This window comes from Bradyrhizobium sp. AUGA SZCCT0182, from assembly GCF_018130185.1.
In the GTDB taxonomy this organism is placed as follows: domain Bacteria; phylum Pseudomonadota; class Alphaproteobacteria; order Rhizobiales; family Xanthobacteraceae; genus Bradyrhizobium.
On the sequence record NZ_JAFCLY010000050.1, the window covers coordinates 43,313 to 64,829 of the forward strand.

The window sequence follows — 21,517 nt, forward strand, 5'->3', positions numbered from 1 at the left end:
CGGGATTTCGCGAAGCGCGCCTTCGCGATGTCCCGGGCATGATGCTTTTGGACCGGGGGCGGGCCTGCTATTCTGCCGTCTTGAGCTAATTTTTCCCGGAAGCTGGCATGACCGATCGACGCGCGCGTCCCGTATCCAATTCGGAAGCAGGGGTTCTTGAGCTTCTGCGTCTATTTGGCGACAGCCAGCCAATGGCGGACGAATATGCGGCCTTGTGCCTGCAGAAGGCGAAAGCCCTCGAGCCCGCGCTGAGAGCGTTTGAATACCTGCCTGTCGATACCGCGCGGCGGCCAGGCCCGCTCTCGGGCATTCCGGTGGCGATCAAGGATATCATCGCCACATCGGATATGCCGACGACGAACGGTTCGCCCGTCTATGCCGGTCAGGTTCCAGCCGCAAATGCCTGGGTGGTCGAGCGGTTGCGCAATCTCGGCGCGACGATCTTCGGCAAGACGGTATCGACCGAATTCGCCTGGCGGCATCCGGGACCGACGGTCAACCCCTGGAATCGCGAGCATACGCCGGGCGGATCTTCGTCAGGTTCGGCGGCCGCCGTTGCCGCGGGACTGGTGCCGCTGGCGCTCGGCACCCAGACCCTCGGTTCGATCATCCGGCCCGCCGCGTTCAACGGCATCGTCGGATTCAAGCCGAGTTTCGGCGCCATCCCTCGCATCGGCGTGCATCCGCTCAGCCCGTCGCTTGACCATGTCGGCTTCTTTGCCCGGCGGGTCGATGATGTCGCGTTCGCATTGTCGCATCTGGCCGGCTCGAGCGATCGCGATCTCCATGGCCGGCCGTTGCCTGCCTTTACCGTCGAGATCGACACCGGTCTGCCGCCACTGAACAAGCCGCGCCTTGCCGTCGTGCGTTTTGCGAAATGGTCGCGCGTTGAAGGCGAACAGCAGAAGGTGTTCGACGCTGCAATCGACAAATTGCGTGGCGAGGGCGCCATTCTGGAGGAACTTGAATTATCCGAACTCGACGACGCGAACTGGACGACGATCAATTGCATCCTGTCGAGCGAGGCTGCCCTGATATTCGCCGATCTCGTCGCAAATTATCCGGACCGTACCAGTGATCATCTGAAGTCGCTCGTCGAGAGCGGCAAGGCTCATTCGGCGACCGGCTACCTTGCGGCCAAGGCGTTCCAGGATGCCTGGCGCCACAGGCTGACTTCGGAAATGTCGGGCTATGATGCCGTGCTGACATTGCCTGCGTTTGGCGAAGCCCCGCGCGGCCTGCACTATACCGGCGACGCGGAATATTGCGCGCCGTGGACCTTGCTCGGCGTGCCGGCCGTCACCCTTCCGGCCGGATTCGGCAAGAATGGTCTTCCGCTCGGCCTTCAAATCGTCGGCCCGTATCTGAGCGATCATCGTATGCTGCGGGTCGCGAAATGGATTGAAGGCGCTTTGGGCTTCGAGCCAGGTATTCCGACCGGCCTCGCTTCGTAGGGTGGGCAAAGCGCAAGCGTGCCCACCAATCCAGATCACGGTCCGTCGGTAGATGGTGGGCACGGCGCGATGCGCCTTTGCCCACCCTACGATCTACCCCCTACTGCTTCTCGATCCCCGCGTCGGCGATCAGCTTTTCCCACAGCACCAGCTGCTCCTTCAGGAACGCGTCGAACTCTTCCGGCGTGCTCGAGAAGGCCTCCATGCCGCGCTCGGCGAGCTGGCTCTTGGTGTCCGGCCGCTCGACGATCTTGCGGATTTCCGCGTTCAGCCTGGTGACCATGTCCTTCGGCATATTGGCCGGGCCGAAATAGCCCTGCCATGAGCTGATGTCGAAACCCTTCACCGTGGCGTCCATGGTGGGCAGGTGCGGCAGCAGGGCGGAGGGTTTTTTGGTGGTGACGGCCAGCGACTTCAGTGCCTTGCCGTTGACATGCGGCAATCCGGTCAGGACGTCGATGAACATCATCGAGACGCGGCCGGCGATCACGTCGGTCAGCGCCGGCGGCGAACTCTTGTAGGGGACGTGCAGCAGGTCGATGCCGGCGAGGCGGGCAAACGTCGCGCCGGAGACGATCGCCGACGAACTGCCGCTGGCGTAGGAGTATTTGCCCGGCTCCTTCTTCGCCAGCGCAATCAGTTCGGCGACCGAATTGGCGGGAATGTCGGGATGGATCACCAGCATGAAGGGCAGGTCGCCGGTCCGCGCGATCGGCGTGAAATCCTTGATCGGATCGTAGCTCATGGTCTTCAGCAGATACGGATTGGCCGAATGCGTGGTGTTGGTCGTCACGAACAGTGTGTAGCCGTCCGGTGCCGAACGGGCGACATAGCTCGCCGCGATCGAACCATTGGCGCCCGCCTTGTTCTCGATCACCATGCCGACGCCGAGCGCGGTGCCGAGTTCCTTGGAGATGATCCGCGTCGTGGTGTCGGTGCCGCTGCCGGCGGCGAACGGCAGCACCAGCGTGATGTTGCGGTTCGGATAGGGGGCCTGCGCGGAAGCCGCTGATGCCAGCGCCAGCATCAAAGGCGTTAGCACTGCAATGCGCCGGTATCGTTGCAAAAAAGCGATCATAAGGTCGTTTCCTCGGTGGGTTTATTGACGGTTGGCGGGCAAGCTAGCCTGCCCGGAGCGAAAGCGGAAGGCGGCTAGGCGCTACATCCGGCCGCAAGGGTTTCATGCCCGGCTCGAAGCCCGCCGCGATGCGATCACGACGCCGGCCAGCACCAGCGCATAGCCGACCAGGTGAAACAGCCGCAACTGCTCGCCGAGCAGCAGGATCGCCATCGCCGAGCCGAACACCGGCACCAGATGGAAGAACGGCGCGGCGCGGTTCGGCCCGATCAGCGCGATGCCGCGGTTGAAGAACGTGTAGGCCAGCGTCGAAGGAAAAATCAGGACATAGGCCAGCGTCGCCAGCGTCAGGAAATCGAATTTCAGCACGGCACCGGTCGAAAACTCCCAGACCGAGAACGGCACCAGCATCATCGCGCCGCAGCAGGTGGTGAAGGAGATCAGCGACAATTGATGCGTCACCGGGCGGCGCAGCATCAGCGCCGAGTAAAGCCCGAACGACACCAGCGATGAGCCAAACATCACGTCGCCCTTGTTGAAGCTGATGCTGGCGAGCGCTCCGAAATCGCCGCGCAGGATGATGGTCAGGACGCCGATCAGCGAAAGCGCAATGCCGGCCAGCTGCGCGCCGGTCAGCCGCACCCCGAACAGGACCAGCGACCACATCGCCACGAACAGCGGGCCGGACGACTGGATCAGCAGCGCGTTCAGCGCCTGGGTGTATTGCATCGCCCACCAGGAAATCGCGTTGTTGTAGGCAAAGCCGATCAGCGAGAGGAACAGCATCAGCGGCAGATGGGCGCGCAAAACCTTCCAGTCGCGCTTGAGATGCGGCCAGGCGAACGGCAGCAGGATCAGGAAGACGCCGAACCAGCGGATGGTGGTCAGCGTGATCGGCGGCACGTGGTCGCCGACATGCCGCGCCAGCACGATGTTACCCGCCCAGAACAGCGAAGTCAGGGTCAGCAGGACGTAAGGCTGGTTGTTGAGCCAGCCGACCGGATCGCGGGCGGGCGGCAGTGGCGCGGGGCTGGTCATGGTCTCGCGGGAGTTGTGCCGGATTTTCGCCGCGCGACAAGTCCCGAGTCTGCAATGCTACTATGGCTGGAATGCTACAATGTCCTGAATTCGTCTGAGCTGGCCGGGAGCAAGTCATTTAGGAGCAAGTTATGGGCGTCGATCTGTTGAATGTCAGGGGTCTCAAGGAGCTGGCGCATCAGGGGCCGGTCGTGATGGTCAATCTGATGCGCTTCCGTGAGCGCTCGCTCGACGGTGACGGGTCAGGGTGGGATGCCTATTTGCGCTACAGCGCGCTTACCGTGCCGATGATCAAGGCGCGCGGCGGCACGCTGCTATGGACCGGCGACGCCAAGGCGGTCGCGCTCGGCGCGCAGGAGGGCAATCAGTGGGATTACCTGGCGCTGGTGTACTATCCCGACGTCTCGGCCTTCATCGACATGATGACGTCCGCGGATTACGAAAACCGCTGCGATCCGCACCGCCACAATGGCTGCGCCGAGCATGTGATCATTTGTACGAATGAGGCGTACAGCAAGTTCGGGATTGGGGCGTCGCCATCCCCGAGAGTCTGAGCGAAGAACGTAAAATGCCCGGCACAAGGCCGGGCATGACGGCGTTCGCTATCAAGCGCTATTCGTCCTACTTCTTATAGGCGGCGACCACGGCTTCACCGTCGGCGCCGGCCTTCTTCGACCAGTCGGCCGTCAGCTGCTCGCCGATTTTCTCGAGGCCGGACTTCAGCGCGGCAGGCGGCGGCAGCACCCTCATCTTGTTCGCCTGAAGCTGCTCGAGATACCACTTCGCCTTTTCTTCGGCGAGCTTCCAGCCGCGTTCTTCGGCGACCGCCGCCGCCTTGAGGATCGCTTCCTGCGTCGGCTTGTCGAGCGCGTCGAACGCCGCCTTGTTCACGAAGGTGACGTTCTTCGGAATCCAGGCCTGTGTATCGTAGAAGTGCGTCATGGTTTCCCAGGCCTTGCTGTCGTAGCCGGTCGAGCCCGAGGTCATGAACGCGTTGACGACGCCGGTCGCCAGCGCCTGCGGCAATTCCGCTGCCTGGATGGTGATGGGCTGCGCGCCGACGAGTTCGGCGATGCGCGAGGTCCCGACATTATAGGCGCGCCACTTCAGGCCTTTCATATCCTCCACGGTGTTGAGGTCCTTCTTGGCATAGATGCCCTGCGGACCCCACGGCACCGCGAACAGCAGCATCAGCCCCTGCGACGCGAGCTTCTTTTCGACAGCGGGTTTCGACGCCAGCCACAGCTTCTTGGCCGCCGGATAGCTCGTCGCCAGGAACGGGACGACATCGACGCCGAACAGCGGGTCCTCGTTCTCATGCAGCGAGATCAGTACTTCGCCCGCCTGCGCCTGACCGGTTGCGACCGCGCGCTTGATTTCCGGCGCCTTGAACAGCGACGCTGCCGCATGCACGGTGATCTGCAGCTTGCCGCCGGTGGCGTCGCCGACGTCCTTGGCAAACGCGATCAGATTGACCGAATGCGGATTGTCCGCCGGATAGGCCGCCGGAAGATTCCATTTCGTCTGCGCCATTGCGGGAGTGATAAGCGCGGGAACGAGCGTTGCGGAAATCGCAAGCGCCGCGACGCCGGCAGCCATTGCGCACGTCTTAACAAGCCTCAACATGACAATACCTTTCTCTAGCCAGGGAACGCTATCCGCGGCAGCAGCATCACGATATCAGGAAACACCGTGATGATGGCAACCGCCAGAACGAGCAAAAAGAAGAACGGCAGGGCCGCCTTGGCGACGGTGTTGGAATCCTTGCCGCTCATGGTCTGCAACACGAACAGGTTGAAGCCGACGGGCGGAGAGACTTCAGCCATTTCCACCACCAGCACCAGGAAAATGCCGAACCAGATGAGATCGAAGCCGGCCTGCTTCACCATCGGAATGACGATGGCGGTGGTTAGCACGATCATGGAAATGCCGTCGAGGGCCGTGCCGAGCACGATGTACATCACGGTGAGCGCCGCGATCAGCGCATAGGGACTGAGCTGGAGACCGTTCACCCAGTTCGCCAGCGCCAGCGGGATGCCGGTATAGGCCATCGACGTGCCCATGTAGGAGGCGCCCGCCAGGATCAGCAGGATCATGCAATTGACCCGCGTTGCGCCCATGACGCTGGCCCAGAACGCCTGCCAGGTCAGCGCGCCCTGCCACCACGCGATCGCGAGCGATCCCAGGACGCCCCAGGCCGCACATTCCGTCGCCGTCGCCCAGCCCATCAGCAACGACAGAAAGACGAAAGCGATCAGCAGCAGACAAGGGAACAGATTGAGTGATTCCGAGATGCGCTTGCGAAAGCTCATCGGCGGGTCGGCCCGCGGCGTGCGCTTCGGATTGGCAAGCGACCAGACGGCGATGTAGCCGGAGTAAAGCGCCATCACCAGCAAGCCCGGCAGAAAGCCGGCGAGGAAGACCTGAATGATGGAGACGTTGGCCTGCACGGCGTAGACCACCATGGTGATCGACGGCGGGATCAGAATGCCGAGCGTGCCGGCGCCGGCCAGCGAGCCGAGGCTCAGGCCTTCGTCATAGCCGCGTTTCTTAAGTTCGGGCAGCGCGATCTTGGCTACCGTGGCGCAGGTCGCTGCCGATGATCCAGAGACCGAGCCGAACACGCCGCAGGCGAGCACGTTGACGTGCATCAGCCGGCCCGGCAGCCAGTTCAGCCACGGCGCAAATCCACGAAACATTTCCTCCGAGAGCCGCGTGCGGAACAGAATTTCGCCCATCCAGATGAAGAGCGGCAAGGCTGCCAGCGACCACGACGCGCTGTTGCCCCACACCGTTGTCGCCAGCACGCTGCCCGCCGGAATGGCGCCGCCGGCGAATTGCATGCCGGCCCATCCCGTCGCCATCAAGGCGACGCCGATCCAGACGCCGGCACCGAGCAGCAGCGCAAGAAATCCCAGCAGGATGGCGGCGATCGAGAGCAGCTCCATGTCAGACCCCGCTCTGCATGGCGCGCTCGACGATCTCTTCGGCGCTCTTTGGTTTCGGCAATTCGTAGCGCGGCGGAAAACCGCGCAGGACGTGGATCAGCTCATCGACAAAGGCGATGAAGAGAATCACGAGGCCGCCGCTGTAGCCGAGCTGCGGGATCCACAGCGGCACCGCGATGACGCCTTGCGAAATGTCGAAAAATTTCCACGACTGCCAGGTCATGACCGAAGCGTGCCAGGCGAAAAAGCCGATGAAGCCGGTGCCGACGAAGAGCGCGGCGATCTCCACATAGTGGCGGACGCTGTCGCTGAGGCGGTCGATCAAAAGACCGACGCGGATCATCTCGCCGTGCTTGAACGTATGGGCGAGCCCGAGGAAGGCCGTCGCCGCCATGCACCAGGAGATGAAATCATCGCCTGCCGGAATGTTGATGCCGAGCGGCCGGCCGGCCGACAGCAGCATCATCAGCACGAAAATCGCAATCAGGAAAAGTCCGGCGAGATAGCCGGAGAACAAATAGAGCCGATCGAGAAGCAGGCGGATCATCGTGTGTTCTTTCCCCTCACGCGCAGATTGCCCGGAAGCAATAGACGTACCATTTCAGCCAACCGTCCCGGCCGGAAATGCCCGTCAGCCGTGCTCGAAACGGGCGACTGAAGTCAATCCCGGAAGCGCGGGCAGGGTTTCCGAGTTGTTCAGAGCCGTCAATGGGACGTTCTGGGAATGCCGAAGAGGACCGCCACGAACTATTTCAGCGCCAGCACGACCTCACCCGCCGCCGGATCGGTGACGCCGAGACCGCCGCCGAGGTCTTCGAGCGTATCGCGGAAGGAATTGAGGGTCGCGATCATGTTCGGCCGCGCCGCGACGCACGCGTCCATGTCTTTCCACTCGGCGATAATGCAGTAGGAGCGGTCGCCGGACTTGATGATGTTGGCGTGCGTCAGGCCCGGCCACGTCGCTTCAACGTTCTTGTGGGCATCCAGAAACTCCTGATCGCGTCCTGGTTTCACTCGGAAACGCACCGTATTGAAAGCGGTCATCGGCCTTCTCCCCTCGCCTTTGAGGGGGCCGAGGATACCCAGCCTGCACACGGTTGCGCAATACAATAGGGTCCCTGACCCGCCGCCGCGAGCAGTCCTATGCCTGCAATGCGAGAATGTCCTGAACTCGTCTGACCTGCTGACCTTGCGCCTCTTTGGTTGGTCCCGCGGCCGATTGCTCGGGACGGCGCTTCTCAACTCTCATTCAATCACCTCGTCGGCGCGCACAAGGATCGATGGAGGAATGCTCAGACCGAGCGCCTTTGCGGTCTTCAGGTTGACCCCAAGCTCAAACTTTGTCGGTTGCTGGACCGGAAGATCGGCGGGCTTCGCGCCCTTCACGATCCTGTCGACGTAGCTGGCGGCGCGCCGAAGCATGTCCGGCGTGTTGGCGCCGTAGGCCAGCAGCGCACCTGCGCTGGCAAGTCCGAACGGCGGTGCAGCAAACACCGCCGGCAGCCGGTGCCTGGCGGCTGCCTCGATGATCTGGACGCGGTTCACGAAGAACATGCCCTCGATCGTCGACACCAGGAGCCCGTTGGCTTGTTCCCGCGCTTGCGCGACGGCGCCTTCGAGGTCGTTGGGCTGGCGTGCCTCCACCGGGTGGACGGTGAAGCCCAGGGCCGGGGCCGCCGCCTGCACCTCCTTCAACACGAGCGTCGCATCGAGGACTGCCGGGTTTACGAGTACAGCAAGCCGGGACAGGCCGGGAATGGCCTCCTTGCACAATTCGACGTTCTTGCCGACTTGCTCGACCATCAGGTTGGAAAAGCCGGTGATGGTTCCGCCGGGCCGCTGAAGGCTCGCGACGAACCCGAACCCAACAGGATCGGACACGTTCGCCATCACGATGGGGATCGTCGTGGTCGCCTGCTTCAGGAGCCGCAGGACCGTCGCGGAGGGCGCCACGATGACATCGACCTTGAGCCGCACCAGCTCTTCGGCAATGCCGGGCGCAAGCTCGACCTTTCCCTCCGCGAAGCGTGCCTCGATTGCGATCGTCTCGCCCTCGACATAGCCCAGCTCACGCAGCCCCTGGCGGAACGCCTCCTGAAACGGCGCTACCTCCGATCGGGAAGCAATCCAGACAATGCCAACGCGCGGAATTACCGACTTCTGCCCATGTGCTGCGAGCGGCCACAGCGCCGATCCGGCCAAAGCCCTGGCGAAGTCCCGCCGATGCAATAACGCCGCCATCGAACTCTCCGTCATGAGCGAGCACGTCTCAGAACCGGCCCTAGAACTTTCGTACCAGATCCGGCGTGATCTCGCTGATGCTGCGGATGCCGAGCAGCGCGAGGTCGCGGTCGATCTCGGCATGGAGCAGACTGATGGCGCGCTGCACGCCGGCCTCGCCGCCGGCGATCGCAGCATAGAGGAAGGGACGGCCGACCCAGACGAAATGGGCGCCGAGCGCCAACGCCTTGATCACGTCGGTGCCGCGGCGGATGCCGCCGTCGACCATAACCGTCATGCCTTTCGCCTCGGCCGCAATCTCCGGCAGCGTGCGCAGGCCCGACATCGTGTAGTCGAGCTGGCGACCTCCATGGTTGGAGAGCATCACGCCATCGACGCCGCTCTCGCGCGCGATCCGGGCGTCAGTGGGCGAGACCAGTCCCTTGACGACGAGCTTGCCCTTCCAGCGCTTGCGGATCAGTTCGACATGCTTCCAGGCCAGCTGGTCGCGGGCGCCGATGTTGCGCATCAGATTCTTGGCCAGCACCGGCGGGCCGCGCTGCGCGTCCATGTTCTCGAAATGCGGCATGCCGTGGTTCTTCACGGTGCGCAGCCACGTGCCGAACAGCCAGTGCGGATGGGTTGCCGTATCCCAGGCGACGCGCGGCGTGATCGCCAGCGGCACCTGAAAGCCGTTGCGGATGTTGTTCTCGCGGTTGGGCGGCACCGGCACGTCGGCGGTGACGACGAACGTGTCGTAGCCGGCCGCGGCGACGCGGTCGACCAGGGGCTCGATACGGGCGGGCAGGCCCGCCAGATAGGCCTGGTACCAGGCGGCCGGATTTTCCCGGCGCACGTCCTCCAGCGTGATCAGCGAGGAGGCGGAGAGAATCATCGGCACGTTTTCGGCGGCCGCCGCCCGCGTCAGCACGATGTCGCCGCGGTAGGCGCACAGCGCCGAGGAGCCCATCGGCGGAATGCCGAACGGCGAGGCGTAGGTCTTGCCGAACAGCGTCGTGGTCTGGTCGCGGCCGGAGACGTCGTTGAGCACGCGCGGCACGAAACCATATTCGTCAAAGGCTGCGCGGTTGTCGCGGACCGCGGCGTCGGTCTCGGCGCCGCCGGCGATATAGCCATAGAGGAATTTCGGAATCCGGCGCCGCGCCGTCGCTTCGAAATCGTCGAGCGAGAGATAGCGTTTCAAGGCGCGCGGCACCTCGCTCGTGGCGCGGGTCACGGTCGGCGGCGGAGCGGTCAGGCCAGCGGATTTATCGAGCACGGCGGAGCAGTCCCTGTTCTTGGTTTATTATCGGGCAATACGCTATCGCCTGGCGGGGGGCGCGGCAAACTTGCTATTGTTGATGGACTGGCTGAGATCGATCAGCATTTTCCGGGCTTCTTTCAGCGCCGTGTCGGACTTCTTGTCGAAGCTTACGATCAGTTCGCGCATCGAAATCACGGTCGGCAGCAGTTCGCCGCCATATTTGTCGCTGCCAAGCCCGCCGAGGAAATCCGTGGTCTTGGTCAGGGCGCTGTCGACGGAACTGATACCTGCATCGGCGGTGCCGATGATGCTGCTGATCCGCTCGCCACTGCCAGAGAGCGAAGCCGTGAATGTTTCGAAATTGCGTAGCGTGTCTTTCACCGCGACTTCATTGTCGGCGATCACCTTGTCGACGTTGCGCAGTGCGACGCGGATTCTTTCCTGCATGTCCAGCAGTCCTTCGGGATCCGCGGTCAGTTCGGGAATGCCGTCGGCGCCGAGCGGCGGCGGATCGACCGTGCCGCCGGTAAAGGAGATCGCGGCGATGCCGGTCAGGCCCTGGAATTCGAGGCCGACCTGGGTGTCCCTGCGTACCGGGGTGTTGCCGTCGATCATGGTGAGCACGACGACGCGGCGCGGATGGTCCAGTTGCATCGACACCACTTCGCCGACCCGCACGCCTGCGAAATTCACGCTGCCGCCCTGGCGCAGGCCGGAGGCGGAGCCCTCGAAGATCACCCGGAACGGCGTCTTCTGCTTATTGCTGGCGAATTTCTGATAGCCAAGGAACGAGCCGAGCGACCCGGCGATCAGCGCCAGGGTCAAGGTCCCGATCATCAGATTGCTGGCGCGCGCCATCAGTGAAATCCTGCGAAGCAGGTCCGAGTGATAGCGGATTTGGCGCGGCAAGTCACCGCAACCAGGCTGTCCAAAACTAGCTGGTCGCGGGCCTTCGCGACGCCACAAAAACCCCGGTCAGGACCAGCGCAAACCCCAAGAAGTGGAACGGCTGCGGGTGCTCGCCGAGGAAGACGATCGACATCACGGTTCCGAACACCGGCACCACGTGAAAGAAGGGGGCGGCGCGGTTGGCGCCGATCAGCTGCACGCCGCGATTGAAGCAGAGATAGGCCAGCGTCGAGGGAAACAGCGCCACATAAAACAGCGTCAGCAGGTTGGCGGTGTCGATCCGCATCAGGGGCCGCGCGAACAGTTCCCAGATGAACAGCGGGATCAGGCACGCAGCACCAGCGCCGAAAGTAAAGGCGACGAACGACAGGCCGTGGATGGCGGGGCGTTTCAGCGACAGCACCGAATAAAGCCCGAAGATCGCCAGCGCCACGATGAAGATGAGGTCGCCTTTGTTGAACTCGATGTTCTTGAGCGTGGTGAGATCGCCGTGCAGCAGGATCACGAGCACGCCGGCCAGCGACAGCAGAACCCCGCCGGCCTGAGCCAGCGTCAGCCGCATGCCGAACAGGACCAGCGACCACACTGCGACGATCAGCGGCCCGGCCGACTGCAGCAGCAGCGTGTTGAGCGCCTGGGTGTGTTCGAGCGCCCAATATTGCAGGGTGTTGAAGGCGCCGATGCCGGTGATCGACAGAAAGATCATGATGCCGAGGCGGCCGCGGATCGCGGCCCAGTCATGCACCAGATGTTTCCAGGCAAACGGAAGAATGATGAGGAACGCGAACGACCAGCGCAGGAACGACAGCGTCACCGGTGGGATATGCCCGGCGGCGAGGCGGCCGACGATGGCGTTGCCGGCCCAGCACAGCGCGGTGATGCTGAGCAACAAATAAGGCTGGTTGGCGATCCAGGTCGCGGGCTGCGCGGGCGCGTTGGGTTCGGAAGCAGACATTCGCAAAAACAAGGCCCGGTTCATGACGCCGCGGCCCGCCCGGCGATGCAAGCCGGGCCGGAGAAGGTCGCCCGGCCTGTGTCACAGACACCGATTTGCCGCGTTCATCAATGGGGCAGATGCATCGCGACCATGCGCGGAGGGAGATGCGCGGCGTTCCGGTTAACCCGCTTGGTCGGGGCCCGCGGCCTGACGCTTGACGATCTGCTCGGCGAGCTGGATCAGCATCCGCTTGGTATTGGCGTCCTGCAGCTCGCGGAACACGCGCAGCAAACGCAGTTCGAGCAGCGCCTGCATCGTATCGGCATTGGCGTTACCGGATTGCGGCTTGGTCGACGGCGACAGGCCCTCGAACAGATCGTGGGAAACACCGAGCGCGTCCGCCACCTGCATCAGGCGGCCGACGCTCACGCGGCCCGACCCGTTGTTGGTTTTCGGCGTCGGCTGGCCAGCGAGTACTTCCGCAAGATCGTTCTGCGAAAGCCCGAGCGCGAGCCATCTTGCCTTCACCAGTTGATCGATTTGCCCGTCGGTCGACTTGCTCATGTGTCTCGCTCAGCCAATCTTTGACCGTGATTCTTTCATGAAACCAGCGAACAGATTCACCAGCGGCTCACCCTTGTAGGTTTTCTGCAAATCGTCGGGATGGACAAACTCATCCCGAAACCACGGATATTTGCGGCCGTCGAACGCCTGGATGGTCCAGTCGATCAATTGCTTGACGCGTGGAATCCGCTTCGCATCGGGATGGTAGGTGAGCCAGATGTCGAGCGGAAACTGGACACCGAGATCGAGCGGAATCAAGGGCCCGGCGATCGCCGGTATGTAGGTCGGCAACCAGCCGATGCCGGCGCCTTTGGAGACGGCCCAGACATGCGCGCTGGAGACGTTGTTGCGCATCGCGACAAAGCCGAGCTGTTCGCGTCCGGCATGCCGTTCGTACATCTCCTTGCCTTTGGTCTGCTCTGCGTCCTGAATCACCATGCGATGATTTTGCTGCAGGTCCTTCAGGTCTGTCGGCATGCCGTAGATTTCGACATAGGACGGACTGACGAACGGCATGATGTGAAGCCGGCCGATCTTGACCCGCTTCAGGTTGGGATTAGCGGGCTCCTCGAGTTGCACCGCGACATCGGCTTCGAGCCGGAGCACGTCCGCCGATCGCATTTCGCATTTCAGATCGACCAGCAGTCCGGAGTAGACCCGCTGGAATTCGACCAGCCGGGGTGCCAGCCAGAAAGTGCCGAGCCCCTCGGTCACAGCAAGCCGGACCTCGCCGGTGAGCGCCGGCGTCGCCCGGCTTAGCGCGCGGTCGAGCCCGAAGGACGCCTCTTCCATCCGCTTGGCGGCGTCCAGAACCGCCTCGCCTTCCGGCGTCAGCCTGATGCCGTCGACGTGGCGGGTCATCAGCGGCGTCTTGTATGTATTCTCCAGGACTGAAATGCGCTTGCTGAGGAAATTGGCGGACATGTTCAACTCCGCAGCCGCGGCGCGGAAACTTCCGGTTCGGGCGACGGCCAGGAAAATCCGGACCAGATCCCAGTTCGCCATTCGTCCCGGCATGTGCGCGCCGCTGTGCGCGCCCCTGCGCTCACCTGAGTGCATACAAATCGCCTCGTTTGTCGCCTTCTAATTTAAGGGAACCATATTTCTATTATTGGCAGAAAACCAAGTTTTACACAATCAAGAGACGATCAATGAACGCGCTCGACATCGATCTGATCAGAAAATCCGCCCGGGAGCACGCTCCCGCCAGCCGCTCGGCTCCCGCCAGCCGGTCTACGGCCCATTCTCTGGAGCGAATGACCAATCTTCAAGTGGCCAGACGCACGGTGATTTTCACCGTCGGGGCCGCCGGCATCGCCTCGCTGGTTGACAGGGCCCGCGCCGACATACCGGGATTAACCAAGAACGAAGTCCTCCAGGCGGCGGCACGCCACAACCCCGATATTTTCTGGGCAATCGCGCGAAGCGACCGGTTCGATATCAGCGACCCCAAGGGCGACGGCTTCCTTGCGGTGTTGCCGCTAACCCACGAGGGCATGCGCCGGCTGCTCGACGGCCGGCTCAACACCAAGGATCCCGAGCTGTGCTACGTCGCGCGGCAATCGGAGCGTCCGGCCGGCATCTATGTCTGGGCGATCCACGCCAAGGGTACGCTCGCGGCAGCGATCCCGCTGGTGCTGCAGAAAATCTCCTCGCCGCTCTACCAGGGCGTCAACCTCTATTCGCGTCCCATCACCAAGGGCGGCCTGCGGGTGCTGGAGCCGCTCGGCTTCCAGCCGGGCGCAAGTTACGAGGAATTGTTCGCGCCGCATCTGCAGATGTTCGACCGCTCGAAGGATCTTCCGCGGGTCAAGGCAATGCCGCCCGAGCCGGTCACCGTCGAGGTCGTCCGCTCGATGGACGAGATGGCGCGCGTCATTGCGATCCGCGGAGCGGTCTACATGGGCGAACAGCATTGCCCGTTTGAAGAGGAATTCGACGGCAACGATTTCTCCGCCACCCATCTGATCTGCCACAAGGATGGCGAGCCGGTCGGCTGCATGCGGATCCGCTATTTTGCGGATTTCGCCAAGCTCGAACGGCTGGCCGTCCGCAACGAAAGTCGCAACGCCGGCCTGGCCGGCCAGATCGTGGACACGGCCATCGAGCTGTGCCGGAAGAAAGGCTACCGCGTGCTGTACGCGCATGCGCAGGCCCGGCTGCTCGGCTTCTGGCAGCAACGTGGCTTCAAGCGCGCGCCCGGCCGCAAGTTCGTGTTTTCCGACTTTGACTATGTCGAGGTCAAACTCGAGACCGAGAAGCATCCGCAATGTATCACCATCAACGACGATCCCTACGTGCTCATTCGTCCCGAAGGCCGCTGGGATAGACCGGGCATCCTCGAAAAATCCACCAGCCGGGGAATTTGCGAAGCGGCGGATGTCGTCCAATGAGTTCAGTCATCGATCTGCGAACCTATGTCGGCGCATCGCGTGGCCGCCTGCTGATCATGGTCGACCTGCAGGAGAAGAACTACGCCGCGTTGGCCAGGGACAACGCGCGCGACATCCAGCGGTCGCTGAACAACTGCATGGCCGCGATCCGGCATGCGCGCGAGTTCGCCATACCGATCGCGTTCACGCGGCAAGCCGAGGGGCGGGGCGATGGCCCGGGCATACTCGAACGCTCGAGCCAGTCGGCCTGGATTTCCGGTCTCGAGCCGCGGCGGTCGGACATGGTGTTCGAGCGCCAGCAGCCGTCCTGCTACAGCAATCATCTGTTCGAAAGCGTGGTCTCGCAGGCCGGAAGCTTCGCCATTGCCGGTCTGGTCGCCGAGGAAACCTGCCTTGCAACGGCGATGGATGCCGCGCGCAGGGAGCACAGTGTTACCTTCCTGAGCGATGCATCCGTGAGCCGGTCGCGGCCCAATACCGATGCTGCCGCCGTGCATGTGCTCGCCACAAGGGCGATCGAACTTTTCGCCGACGTCGCCACCACGGGCCAGTGGCTGGTCGCGACGTCACAGCGACCTCTCAAAGGGCACCGCTATGGATGAGTTGAGTGCGCGTCGTTTGCGTAATGTGCTTCCGGTGCTGGTAGAGCAGCGCAATTTGCTGGTTTCCGGCGGCGTCTCCTTTGCCGGCCATCTGGTCGATCTCGCGATCATGCAATTGCGCTTGACTCTGCACGAGATCTCCGAGGATGAATTATCCGAGTTCTCCAACGTGCTCAGCGGCGAACGAACGGATTGATCCCCAGGAGTATCGGTATGCCGGGACGCAGGTGGATCATCCTTGCGGTGTTGTTCGCGACGCGCGCGGCCATCGGATTCCAGTTTCAATCGATCGGGTCGGCGGCCAATCTTCTGATGGCCGATCTCGGCATCGGCTATTCGGAAATCGGCATGCTGCTCGGCGCCTATATGCTGCCAGGTGTCATCGTCGCATTCCCGGCCGGATTGCTTGGAAGCCGGGGCCGCGAAAAGACGCTCGGGATCGTGGGCCTAGTGCTGATGGCGGTTTCCGGCCTGGCATTGAGTTATTCCGGCGATCTCGCTTTCGCACTGGCGGCGCGCACGATTGGCGGGATCGGGGGCACGATCGTGGGGCTGGTCGCGACCAAGATGGTGGCGGACTGGTTCGATGCCCGCGAGATGGTGCTGGCGATGTCGTTCCTGCAGATGAGCTGGCCGTTCGGCGCCATGATTGCGCTGCCGATCCAGACTTACATCGCCCATTCGCTCGGCTGGCACGCGGTGATGGTGTCGGGCGCGGTCTGTTCGGTGGCGGTGCTGCTTGCGTTTGCGATGATTCCGCGCGCGGCGCAGCTGGCCGAGGCGGAGGCCGCCGGCCGCGGACGGCTGCCGCGTGCGGCGCTGGTCCCGGTGGTGATATCGGGCGCCATCTGGGGCGCGATGAATCTCGCCTGCGTTTTGTTCTTCAGCTACGCACCGCTGTTGCTGGTGGCGCAGGGATCGTCGCCGACGGTTGCGGCGTCGCTGACGAGTCTTTCGATCTGGTTCACCATTCTCGCCATTCCGACCGGTGGCTATCTCGTGCACCGCGCCGACCGGCCGATCACCGCAATCATTGCCTGCAGCTTGATCGCAGCCTGTGCGCTGATGCTGTTCGTGGAGAATTTTCATCCGACGATCGCCTGCCTGATTTTTGGCGTCGCGATCGGTCCGATGTCGGGTGCGATCCTGTCGATGCCTGCCAGGGTGCTCGAGCCGGCGGACCGGTCGATGGGCTTTGGCCTGTTCTATACCTGCTTCTACGTCCTGATGGCGGCCGGACCCACCGCCGCCGGAAGCCTGCAGGACGCCTGGGGATCGCCGTCGGCGGCGCTGGTCGCCAGCGCCGCGCTGCTGGCATCGATGGTGCCGCTGGTCCTGCTGTTCCTGGTCGTCGCCAAGCGCTGCGATTTCGCGCAGCCGAACGAGGAAGCAAAACTGCGCGCGGCGTCTTGAACCCTCACACCGTCAGCGCCGGCGCGATCGCGCCGAGCGCCTGCATCGCGTCATCAGGATCGAGCTCGACCTGCAATCCGCGCTGCCCGCCATTGAGGAACACGGTCGCGTGCCCGAGCGCGGCGGCCTCGATCGCGACCGGCACGCGCTTCTTCTGGCCGAACGGCGAGATGCCGCCGACATGATAGCCGGTGAGCCGCTCGGCATCCGCCGGGCGCATCATCTTCGCGGCCTTGCCGCCGAACGCGCTGGCGAGCTTCTTCATGCTGACTTCGCCGTCCGACGGCACCACGACGCAGACCGGCTTGCCGTCGACCTCGGCCATCAGCGTCTTCAGCATCCGGCAGGGCTCGACGCCGAGCGCCTCGGCCGCTTGCAGGCCGATGCTGTCGGCGCTGGAATCGTAGACGTAGTTGTGCAGCACAAACTTCACGCCGAGCTTTTCCAGCGTCTTTGTCGCCTGGGTGGTTTTAGACATTTGCCAGATTACTCCGCGTTCATGCCGCCGCCTTCCCGCCGCCACAAATTTTTGGGGGATATCAAAGGGTTGTCCTCCTTTTTGACGACCCCCAAAGCTCCCTTCTTGCTTGCCTAGACGGGCCGCTTCCTTTATCCGGTTGGGCTGCCTCGCATGCGAACGGCCTTAAGGTCGTGATTTGGGCTGGGCGATCTAAAGCATGATCCGGAAAGTCGGGCAGTAGTTTTCCGGGGAGGTCATGCTGAAACCACGTGAGTCGCAGGGAAACGCTTAGAAATGGCCAATGTTGTCGTCGTCGGCGCCCAATGGGGTGACGAGGGGAAGGGCAAGATCGTCGACTGGTTGTCGGAGCAGGCTGACATCGTCGTGCGCTTCCAGGGCGGCCACAATGCCGGCCACACGCTCGTCATCAATGGCGAGACCTACAAGCTGGCGCTGCTGCCGTCGGGCGTGCTGCGGCCCTCGAAACTCGGCGTCATCGGCAATGGCGTGGTGTTCGATCCGCAGGCCTTTCTCGACGAGGTCACCCGGCTGAGGGGCCAGGGCGTCGCCATCAGCCCGGAAAATCTCCGTATCGCGGAGAACGTCACGCTGATCCTGCCGCTGCACCGCGAGCTCGACGCTTTGCGCGAATCATCCAACGCCGGCACCGCGATCGGCACCACCCGCCGCGGCATCGGCCCGGCCTATGAGGACAAGGTCGGCCGCCGCGCCATCCGCCTGATGGATCTGGCCGACCTCGACACCCTGCCGCACAAGATCGACCGCCTGCTGGCGCACCACAACGCGCTGCGCCGCGGCCTCGGGCTGGAGGAGTTCGACGGCCGCGTCATCCTGAAGGACCTCACCGCGCTGGCGCCGCAATTGTTGCCCTACACCGAGACCGTGTGGCGGCTGCTCGATCTCAAGCGCCGCGAGGGCAAGCGCATCCTGTTCGAGGGCGCGCAGGGCGCGCTGCTCGACGTCGACCACGGCACCTACCCCTATGTCACCTCGTCCAACACGGTGGCGGCGCAGGCCGCGACCGGCAGCGGCCTGGGGCCGAGCGCGGTCGGCTATGTGCTCGGGATCTGCAAGGCCTATACGACGAGGGTCGGCCAGGGCCCGTTCCCGACCGAATTGGACAATGAGATCGGCCGCAAGATCGGCGAGCGGGGCCGCGAGTTCGGCACCAATACCGGCCGGCCGCGGCGTTGCGGCTGGTTCGACGCCGTATTGGTTCGACAAGCCGCAAGAACCTGCGGCATCACGGGCCTGGCTTTGACCAAGCTCGATATTCTCGACGGCTTCGACACGATCGAGGTCTGCACCGGCTACATGCTGGACGGCAAGGAAATCGACCATCTGCCGGCCGGCGAGGGCGCCCAGGCCCGGGTGGTGCCGATCTACGAGACCATCGAAGGCTGGAAGGAGCCGACCGCCAATGCCCGTTCCTGGGCGGATCTGCCGGCCCAGGCCATTAAATATGTGCGCCGGGTCGAGGAATTGGTGGGCTGTCCGATCGCCTTGCTTTCCACCAGCCCGGAACGCGAGGATACTATTCTCGTTCAAAACCCGTTCGAGGCTTAACGAGTTGTTACCCATAAGTCCGCATTGTTGAGTCGTTATGGCTGACTACTACCCGCTGATCGCCCGCGCCATTGCCGGACTGGACCCCAGTGCTCCCGGCGAGAGCCGCCGTGCGCTCTATGAGCGGGCTCGCTCGGCGCTGATCGCGCAGCTGCGCAGCGTGCAGCCGCCGCTGAGCGAATCGGAAATCACCCGGGAGCGGCTGTCGCTGGAAGAGGCCGTCCGCAAGGTCGAGTCCGAGGCCGCCCAGCGCGCCCGCGAGGCCTCGCGGCCCGGCGGCGCCGGGGCTGCGCGTGGCGGCGACGCCTTCCGCCGCGCCAATGCGCGCCCGCCGGAATCCGGCGCGCCAGCAGCTAACCCACCCCGTCCGCGCCCGGCTTCGCCGCCGCCCGCGCGCGAGGGCCGTCCGCCGCTTGGTGACGGCGACCAGCAACGCCCGCCGCGCAACCTGCGGCCCGATTTGCCGCCGCCGCCGCCACGTCCGCCGCAGCTGCCGGCGCAGGAACCGACGCTGCCGCCGACCCGTGAACGCACCGGCGCGGCGCGCCGCGGCCCCGACAATTCAGCGCCGCAGATGCCGCAGCCTCCGGGCATGCGCGGCTTCCGCGACATCGCCGCCGACGCCGACGATCTCGGCCGCGCCGCCGCCCAGGCCAACCGCTCGGCGCGCAAGACCTACGCCAACGTGCCCTCGCCCACGCCGGAGTTCGACCGGCTTGAGCCGAGCATGGAGAACCGCGGCGCCGATCCGGAAGCGCCGTATTCCTATGAAGAGTCGCTCGAGGAGGCCGACCGCTATTCGCCGCAGGCTTCCCCGATGCAGCCGCCGCCGCAGCGTTCGCGGCTGTCGCAGGATCGCGAGCGCGAGCCGAAAAAGCCACGCCGGGTCGGCGCGGCTTTCCCGTTCAAGAGCGCGATCGCGGTCGGCATCGTGCTTGTTGTGATCGGCGCTGCGATGGTAGGGGGCAAGTCCGCCATCAACGTGGTGAGCAGCCTGTTCAAATCCTCGCCCGTCGTCGAAGCGCCGAAGGATCCGTCAGCGCCGCAGTCGAAGCCGAAGATCCCCGATCGCGTCGGCCAGCCGTCGTCGGACCAGGTGGCGCCGGTGGCGCAGCGCGTGGTGCTGTATGACGAGGACCCGTCCGATCCCAAGGGCAAGCAATATGTCGGCTCGGTGATCTGGCGTACCGAACCGATCAAGGCGAGCGGCAACCAGAAGCCTGACATCAGCGTGCGCGCCGACATCGAAATTCCCGACCGCAAGTTCAAGATGACGATGTCGTTCCGCCGCAACACCGACACATCGCTCCCCGCAAGCCACACCGCGGAGCTCACCTTCATCCTGCCGCAGGATTTCTCCGGCGGTGGCGTCGGCAACGTGCCGGGCATCTTGATGAAATCCAACGAGCAGGCGCGCGGCACGCCGCTGGCGGGGCTCGCCGTGAAGGTCACCGACGGCTTCTTCCTGGTCGGCCTCTCCAACGTCGACGCCGACCGCGCCCGCAATCTGCAGCTCCTGAAGGAGCGTTCCTGGTTCGACGTGCCGCTGGTCTACGTCAACCAGCGCCGCGCCATCATCGCGATCGAAAAGGGCGCGCCGGGCGAACGGGCGTTCAACGAGGCGTTCGCCGCCTGGGGCGAGTAGCGGGCGGCGGCGGATTGTTTCGCAACGCTTCCGTCAAGCCTGTCGAATTTTTCGCAAGATCGTCGTAAGACTGAAACCGCATCTGATCCCGCGATTGGAAGAGGACGGTCCATGAAACGCTATCTGATCTTCGGAGCTATCGGCCCGTTCGTCGGCGGGCTGCTGATGCTGTTCGCGATCACGATGGCGTCCGGCTACTGGGCCCAGACCGATTGGAAGGAGGTCGGGAAATTCTTCGGCACCTTCGCCAAGACGCTGCAATACAGCTATTTGTTCGGCGTCGTGCCGGCGCTGATGATCGGCGCCATCGACGACATCCTGTATCACGTGCGGCGGCTTCCCTGGTGGGTGCGCATATGCATCGTGGGCGCGATCGGGTTCACGGTCACGGAACTGCTCTATGGCTCGCGCGGCCCGGACACCGGCGTGACGCAGTTCATCCTTTACGGGCTGGTCGGCGGCGTGCCCGCGGTGCTGTCGTCATGGCTGGCGCACAAATATGCCGACGAACAGGCACCGGTGCATTCGACGTAAAAGCGCGACAATTTGGCACGACGGGCAAATCAGTTCTGATTGCCAGAAATCGTGTCAAGTTCTAAATTTCTGAAAATCAAAAATATTTCCCTTTCCTTCGACCCCAAATCACCTGCACATCTATGCCCATCCCGTCCCACTCAGAGGGGCGTCGGCCGTCGTCACGACGAGGGGCGGGTTGCGGTGGACGTTGAGGTTGCGATTGACGGTCGTGACTGACGCGTACGGCGAAAGCGTGTGGTCCTGGCGCCCGTAACGGCGTCAAGTCTTTCGGGAGCTAACGCTTTCGAGGGGCGACGGTGGCAATAGAGGCCGTCTCACCGGGGAGAGCGCGTTATAAGCCGTAAAGCCATTGCGCAGGGAATGTCGGATGTTCTCCGCTGCCCTGTATGCTCGTGTGCAGCATTCTTATGCACAATCGCACGCGAGACCGCGGGTGCAGCGCGCATCCGGCATTCCCTGCGCCCTCTG

22 protein-coding genes are annotated in these 21,517 nt (G+C 63.7%); 9 read left to right on the plus strand and 13 right to left on the minus strand.

Going from position 1 to position 21,517, the window contains the following annotated elements:
- Nucleotides 1-107: 107 nt before the first annotated feature.
- Entirely contained in the window at nt 108-1,454 is a 1,347-nt protein-coding gene (locus JQ611_RS35020) for an amidase (RefSeq protein ID WP_212468019.1), read from the plus strand.
- 100 nt (nt 1,455-1,554) lie between these two features.
- Here JQ611_RS35020 and JQ611_RS35025 read toward each other — a convergent pair whose 3' ends face one another.
- Nucleotides 1,555-2,532, minus strand: a complete 978-nt coding sequence (locus tag JQ611_RS35025) for a tripartite tricarboxylate transporter substrate binding protein (protein ID WP_212390437.1) — start codon at nt 2,530-2,532, stop codon at nt 1,555-1,557.
- Between the two features lie 102 nt (nt 2,533-2,634).
- The gene (locus tag JQ611_RS35030) at nt 2,635-3,570 is read right to left on the minus strand and encodes a DMT family transporter (RefSeq protein ID WP_212269210.1); all 936 of its coding nucleotides are present in this window, start codon (nt 3,568-3,570) and stop codon (nt 2,635-2,637) included.
- A 131-nt stretch (nt 3,571-3,701) separates the two neighbouring features.
- Between JQ611_RS35030 and JQ611_RS35035 the strand changes: the two genes are divergently transcribed.
- Nucleotides 3,702-4,124: a DUF1330 domain-containing protein gene (locus tag JQ611_RS35035; protein WP_212468020.1), complete on the plus strand. Its 423-nt coding sequence runs from the start codon at nt 3,702-3,704 to the stop codon at nt 4,122-4,124.
- A 67-nt stretch (nt 4,125-4,191) separates the two neighbouring features.
- Here JQ611_RS35035 and JQ611_RS35040 read toward each other — a convergent pair whose 3' ends face one another.
- The 10 genes from JQ611_RS35040 to JQ611_RS35085 all read right to left on the minus strand — a co-directional run bounded on the left by JQ611_RS35040 (nt 4,192) and on the right by JQ611_RS35085 (nt 13,471).
- Entirely contained in the window at nt 4,192-5,169 is a 978-nt protein-coding gene (locus JQ611_RS35040; protein WP_212468021.1) for a TRAP transporter substrate-binding protein, read from the minus strand.
- Between the two features lie 41 nt (nt 5,170-5,210).
- Nucleotides 5,211-6,518, minus strand: coding sequence for a TRAP transporter large permease (locus JQ611_RS35045; protein WP_212468022.1), 1,308 nt, complete (start codon nt 6,516-6,518; stop codon nt 5,211-5,213).
- A gap of 1 nt (nt 6,519) precedes the next feature.
- The gene (locus JQ611_RS35050; RefSeq protein ID WP_212269206.1) at nt 6,520-7,065 is read right to left on the minus strand and encodes a TRAP transporter small permease; all 546 of its coding nucleotides are present in this window, start codon (nt 7,063-7,065) and stop codon (nt 6,520-6,522) included.
- A gap of 200 nt (nt 7,066-7,265) precedes the next feature.
- Nucleotides 7,266-7,562, minus strand: coding sequence for an antibiotic biosynthesis monooxygenase (locus JQ611_RS35055; RefSeq protein WP_212468023.1), 297 nt, complete (start codon nt 7,560-7,562; stop codon nt 7,266-7,268).
- A gap of 201 nt (nt 7,563-7,763) precedes the next feature.
- Complete coding sequence (locus tag JQ611_RS35060) at nt 7,764-8,720, minus strand: ABC transporter substrate-binding protein (RefSeq protein ID WP_212468024.1); 957 nt, start codon at nt 8,718-8,720, stop codon at nt 7,764-7,766.
- Nucleotides 8,721-8,799: 79 nt separating this feature from the next.
- A complete protein-coding gene (locus JQ611_RS35065) occupies nt 8,800-10,017 on the minus strand; it encodes an alpha-hydroxy acid oxidase (RefSeq protein ID WP_312012336.1) in 1,218 nt (405 codons plus the stop codon).
- Nucleotides 10,018-10,059: 42 nt separating this feature from the next.
- On the minus strand, nt 10,060-10,860 hold the full coding sequence (locus JQ611_RS35070) for an MlaD family protein (protein WP_212269204.1): 801 nt from the start codon (nt 10,858-10,860) through the stop codon (nt 10,060-10,062).
- Nucleotides 10,861-10,936: 76 nt separating this feature from the next.
- On the minus strand, nt 10,937-11,866 hold the full coding sequence (locus tag JQ611_RS35075) for a DMT family transporter (protein WP_212468025.1): 930 nt from the start codon (nt 11,864-11,866) through the stop codon (nt 10,937-10,939).
- 162 nt (nt 11,867-12,028) lie between these two features.
- Entirely contained in the window at nt 12,029-12,412 is a 384-nt protein-coding gene (locus JQ611_RS35080; RefSeq protein ID WP_212269202.1) for a hypothetical protein, read from the minus strand.
- Between the two features lie 9 nt (nt 12,413-12,421).
- On the minus strand, nt 12,422-13,471 hold the full coding sequence (locus tag JQ611_RS35085; protein WP_212390433.1) for a LysR family transcriptional regulator: 1,050 nt from the start codon (nt 13,469-13,471) through the stop codon (nt 12,422-12,424).
- 197 nt (nt 13,472-13,668) lie between these two features.
- Here JQ611_RS35085 and JQ611_RS42125 point away from each other — a divergent pair, with 197 nt between their 5' ends.
- Genes JQ611_RS42125 through JQ611_RS35105 form a run of 4 tightly spaced genes read left to right on the plus strand, consistent with a single transcriptional unit; the run spans nt 13,669 to nt 16,820 of the window.
- Nucleotides 13,669-14,805, plus strand: a complete 1,137-nt coding sequence (locus tag JQ611_RS42125; RefSeq protein ID WP_249133697.1) for a GNAT family N-acetyltransferase — start codon at nt 13,669-13,671, stop codon at nt 14,803-14,805.
- The gene (locus JQ611_RS35095; protein WP_212034333.1) at nt 14,802-15,407 is read left to right on the plus strand and encodes an isochorismatase family protein; all 606 of its coding nucleotides are present in this window, start codon (nt 14,802-14,804) and stop codon (nt 15,405-15,407) included. Before JQ611_RS42125 ends, JQ611_RS35095 begins: the two co-directional genes overlap by 4 nt.
- Nucleotides 15,400-15,603: a hypothetical protein gene (locus JQ611_RS35100; RefSeq protein WP_212269200.1), complete on the plus strand. Its 204-nt coding sequence runs from the start codon at nt 15,400-15,402 to the stop codon at nt 15,601-15,603. Before JQ611_RS35095 ends, JQ611_RS35100 begins: the two co-directional genes overlap by 8 nt.
- A gap of 17 nt (nt 15,604-15,620) precedes the next feature.
- The gene (locus tag JQ611_RS35105) at nt 15,621-16,820 is read left to right on the plus strand and encodes an MFS transporter (RefSeq protein ID WP_212468026.1); all 1,200 of its coding nucleotides are present in this window, start codon (nt 15,621-15,623) and stop codon (nt 16,818-16,820) included.
- Between the two features lie 4 nt (nt 16,821-16,824).
- Here JQ611_RS35105 and ybaK read toward each other — a convergent pair whose 3' ends face one another.
- A complete protein-coding gene (gene ybaK, locus JQ611_RS35110; protein ID WP_212269198.1) occupies nt 16,825-17,298 on the minus strand; it encodes a Cys-tRNA(Pro) deacylase in 474 nt (157 codons plus the stop codon).
- 276 nt (nt 17,299-17,574) lie between these two features.
- On the opposite strand from ybaK, the gene JQ611_RS35115 reads away from it, so the two are divergent.
- The 3 genes from JQ611_RS35115 to JQ611_RS35125 all read left to right on the plus strand — a co-directional run bounded on the left by JQ611_RS35115 (nt 17,575) and on the right by JQ611_RS35125 (nt 21,046).
- Nucleotides 17,575-18,867: an adenylosuccinate synthase gene (locus JQ611_RS35115; protein ID WP_192737578.1), complete on the plus strand. Its 1,293-nt coding sequence runs from the start codon at nt 17,575-17,577 to the stop codon at nt 18,865-18,867.
- Between the two features lie 37 nt (nt 18,868-18,904).
- Nucleotides 18,905-20,512 (plus strand): hypothetical protein, encoded by a 1,608-nt coding sequence (locus tag JQ611_RS35120; RefSeq protein ID WP_212468027.1) that lies wholly within the window; start codon nt 18,905-18,907, stop codon nt 20,510-20,512.
- Between the two features lie 111 nt (nt 20,513-20,623).
- Entirely contained in the window at nt 20,624-21,046 is a 423-nt protein-coding gene (locus JQ611_RS35125) for a DUF5413 family protein (RefSeq protein ID WP_212390429.1), read from the plus strand.
- Nucleotides 21,047-21,517: the final 471 nt, after the last annotated feature.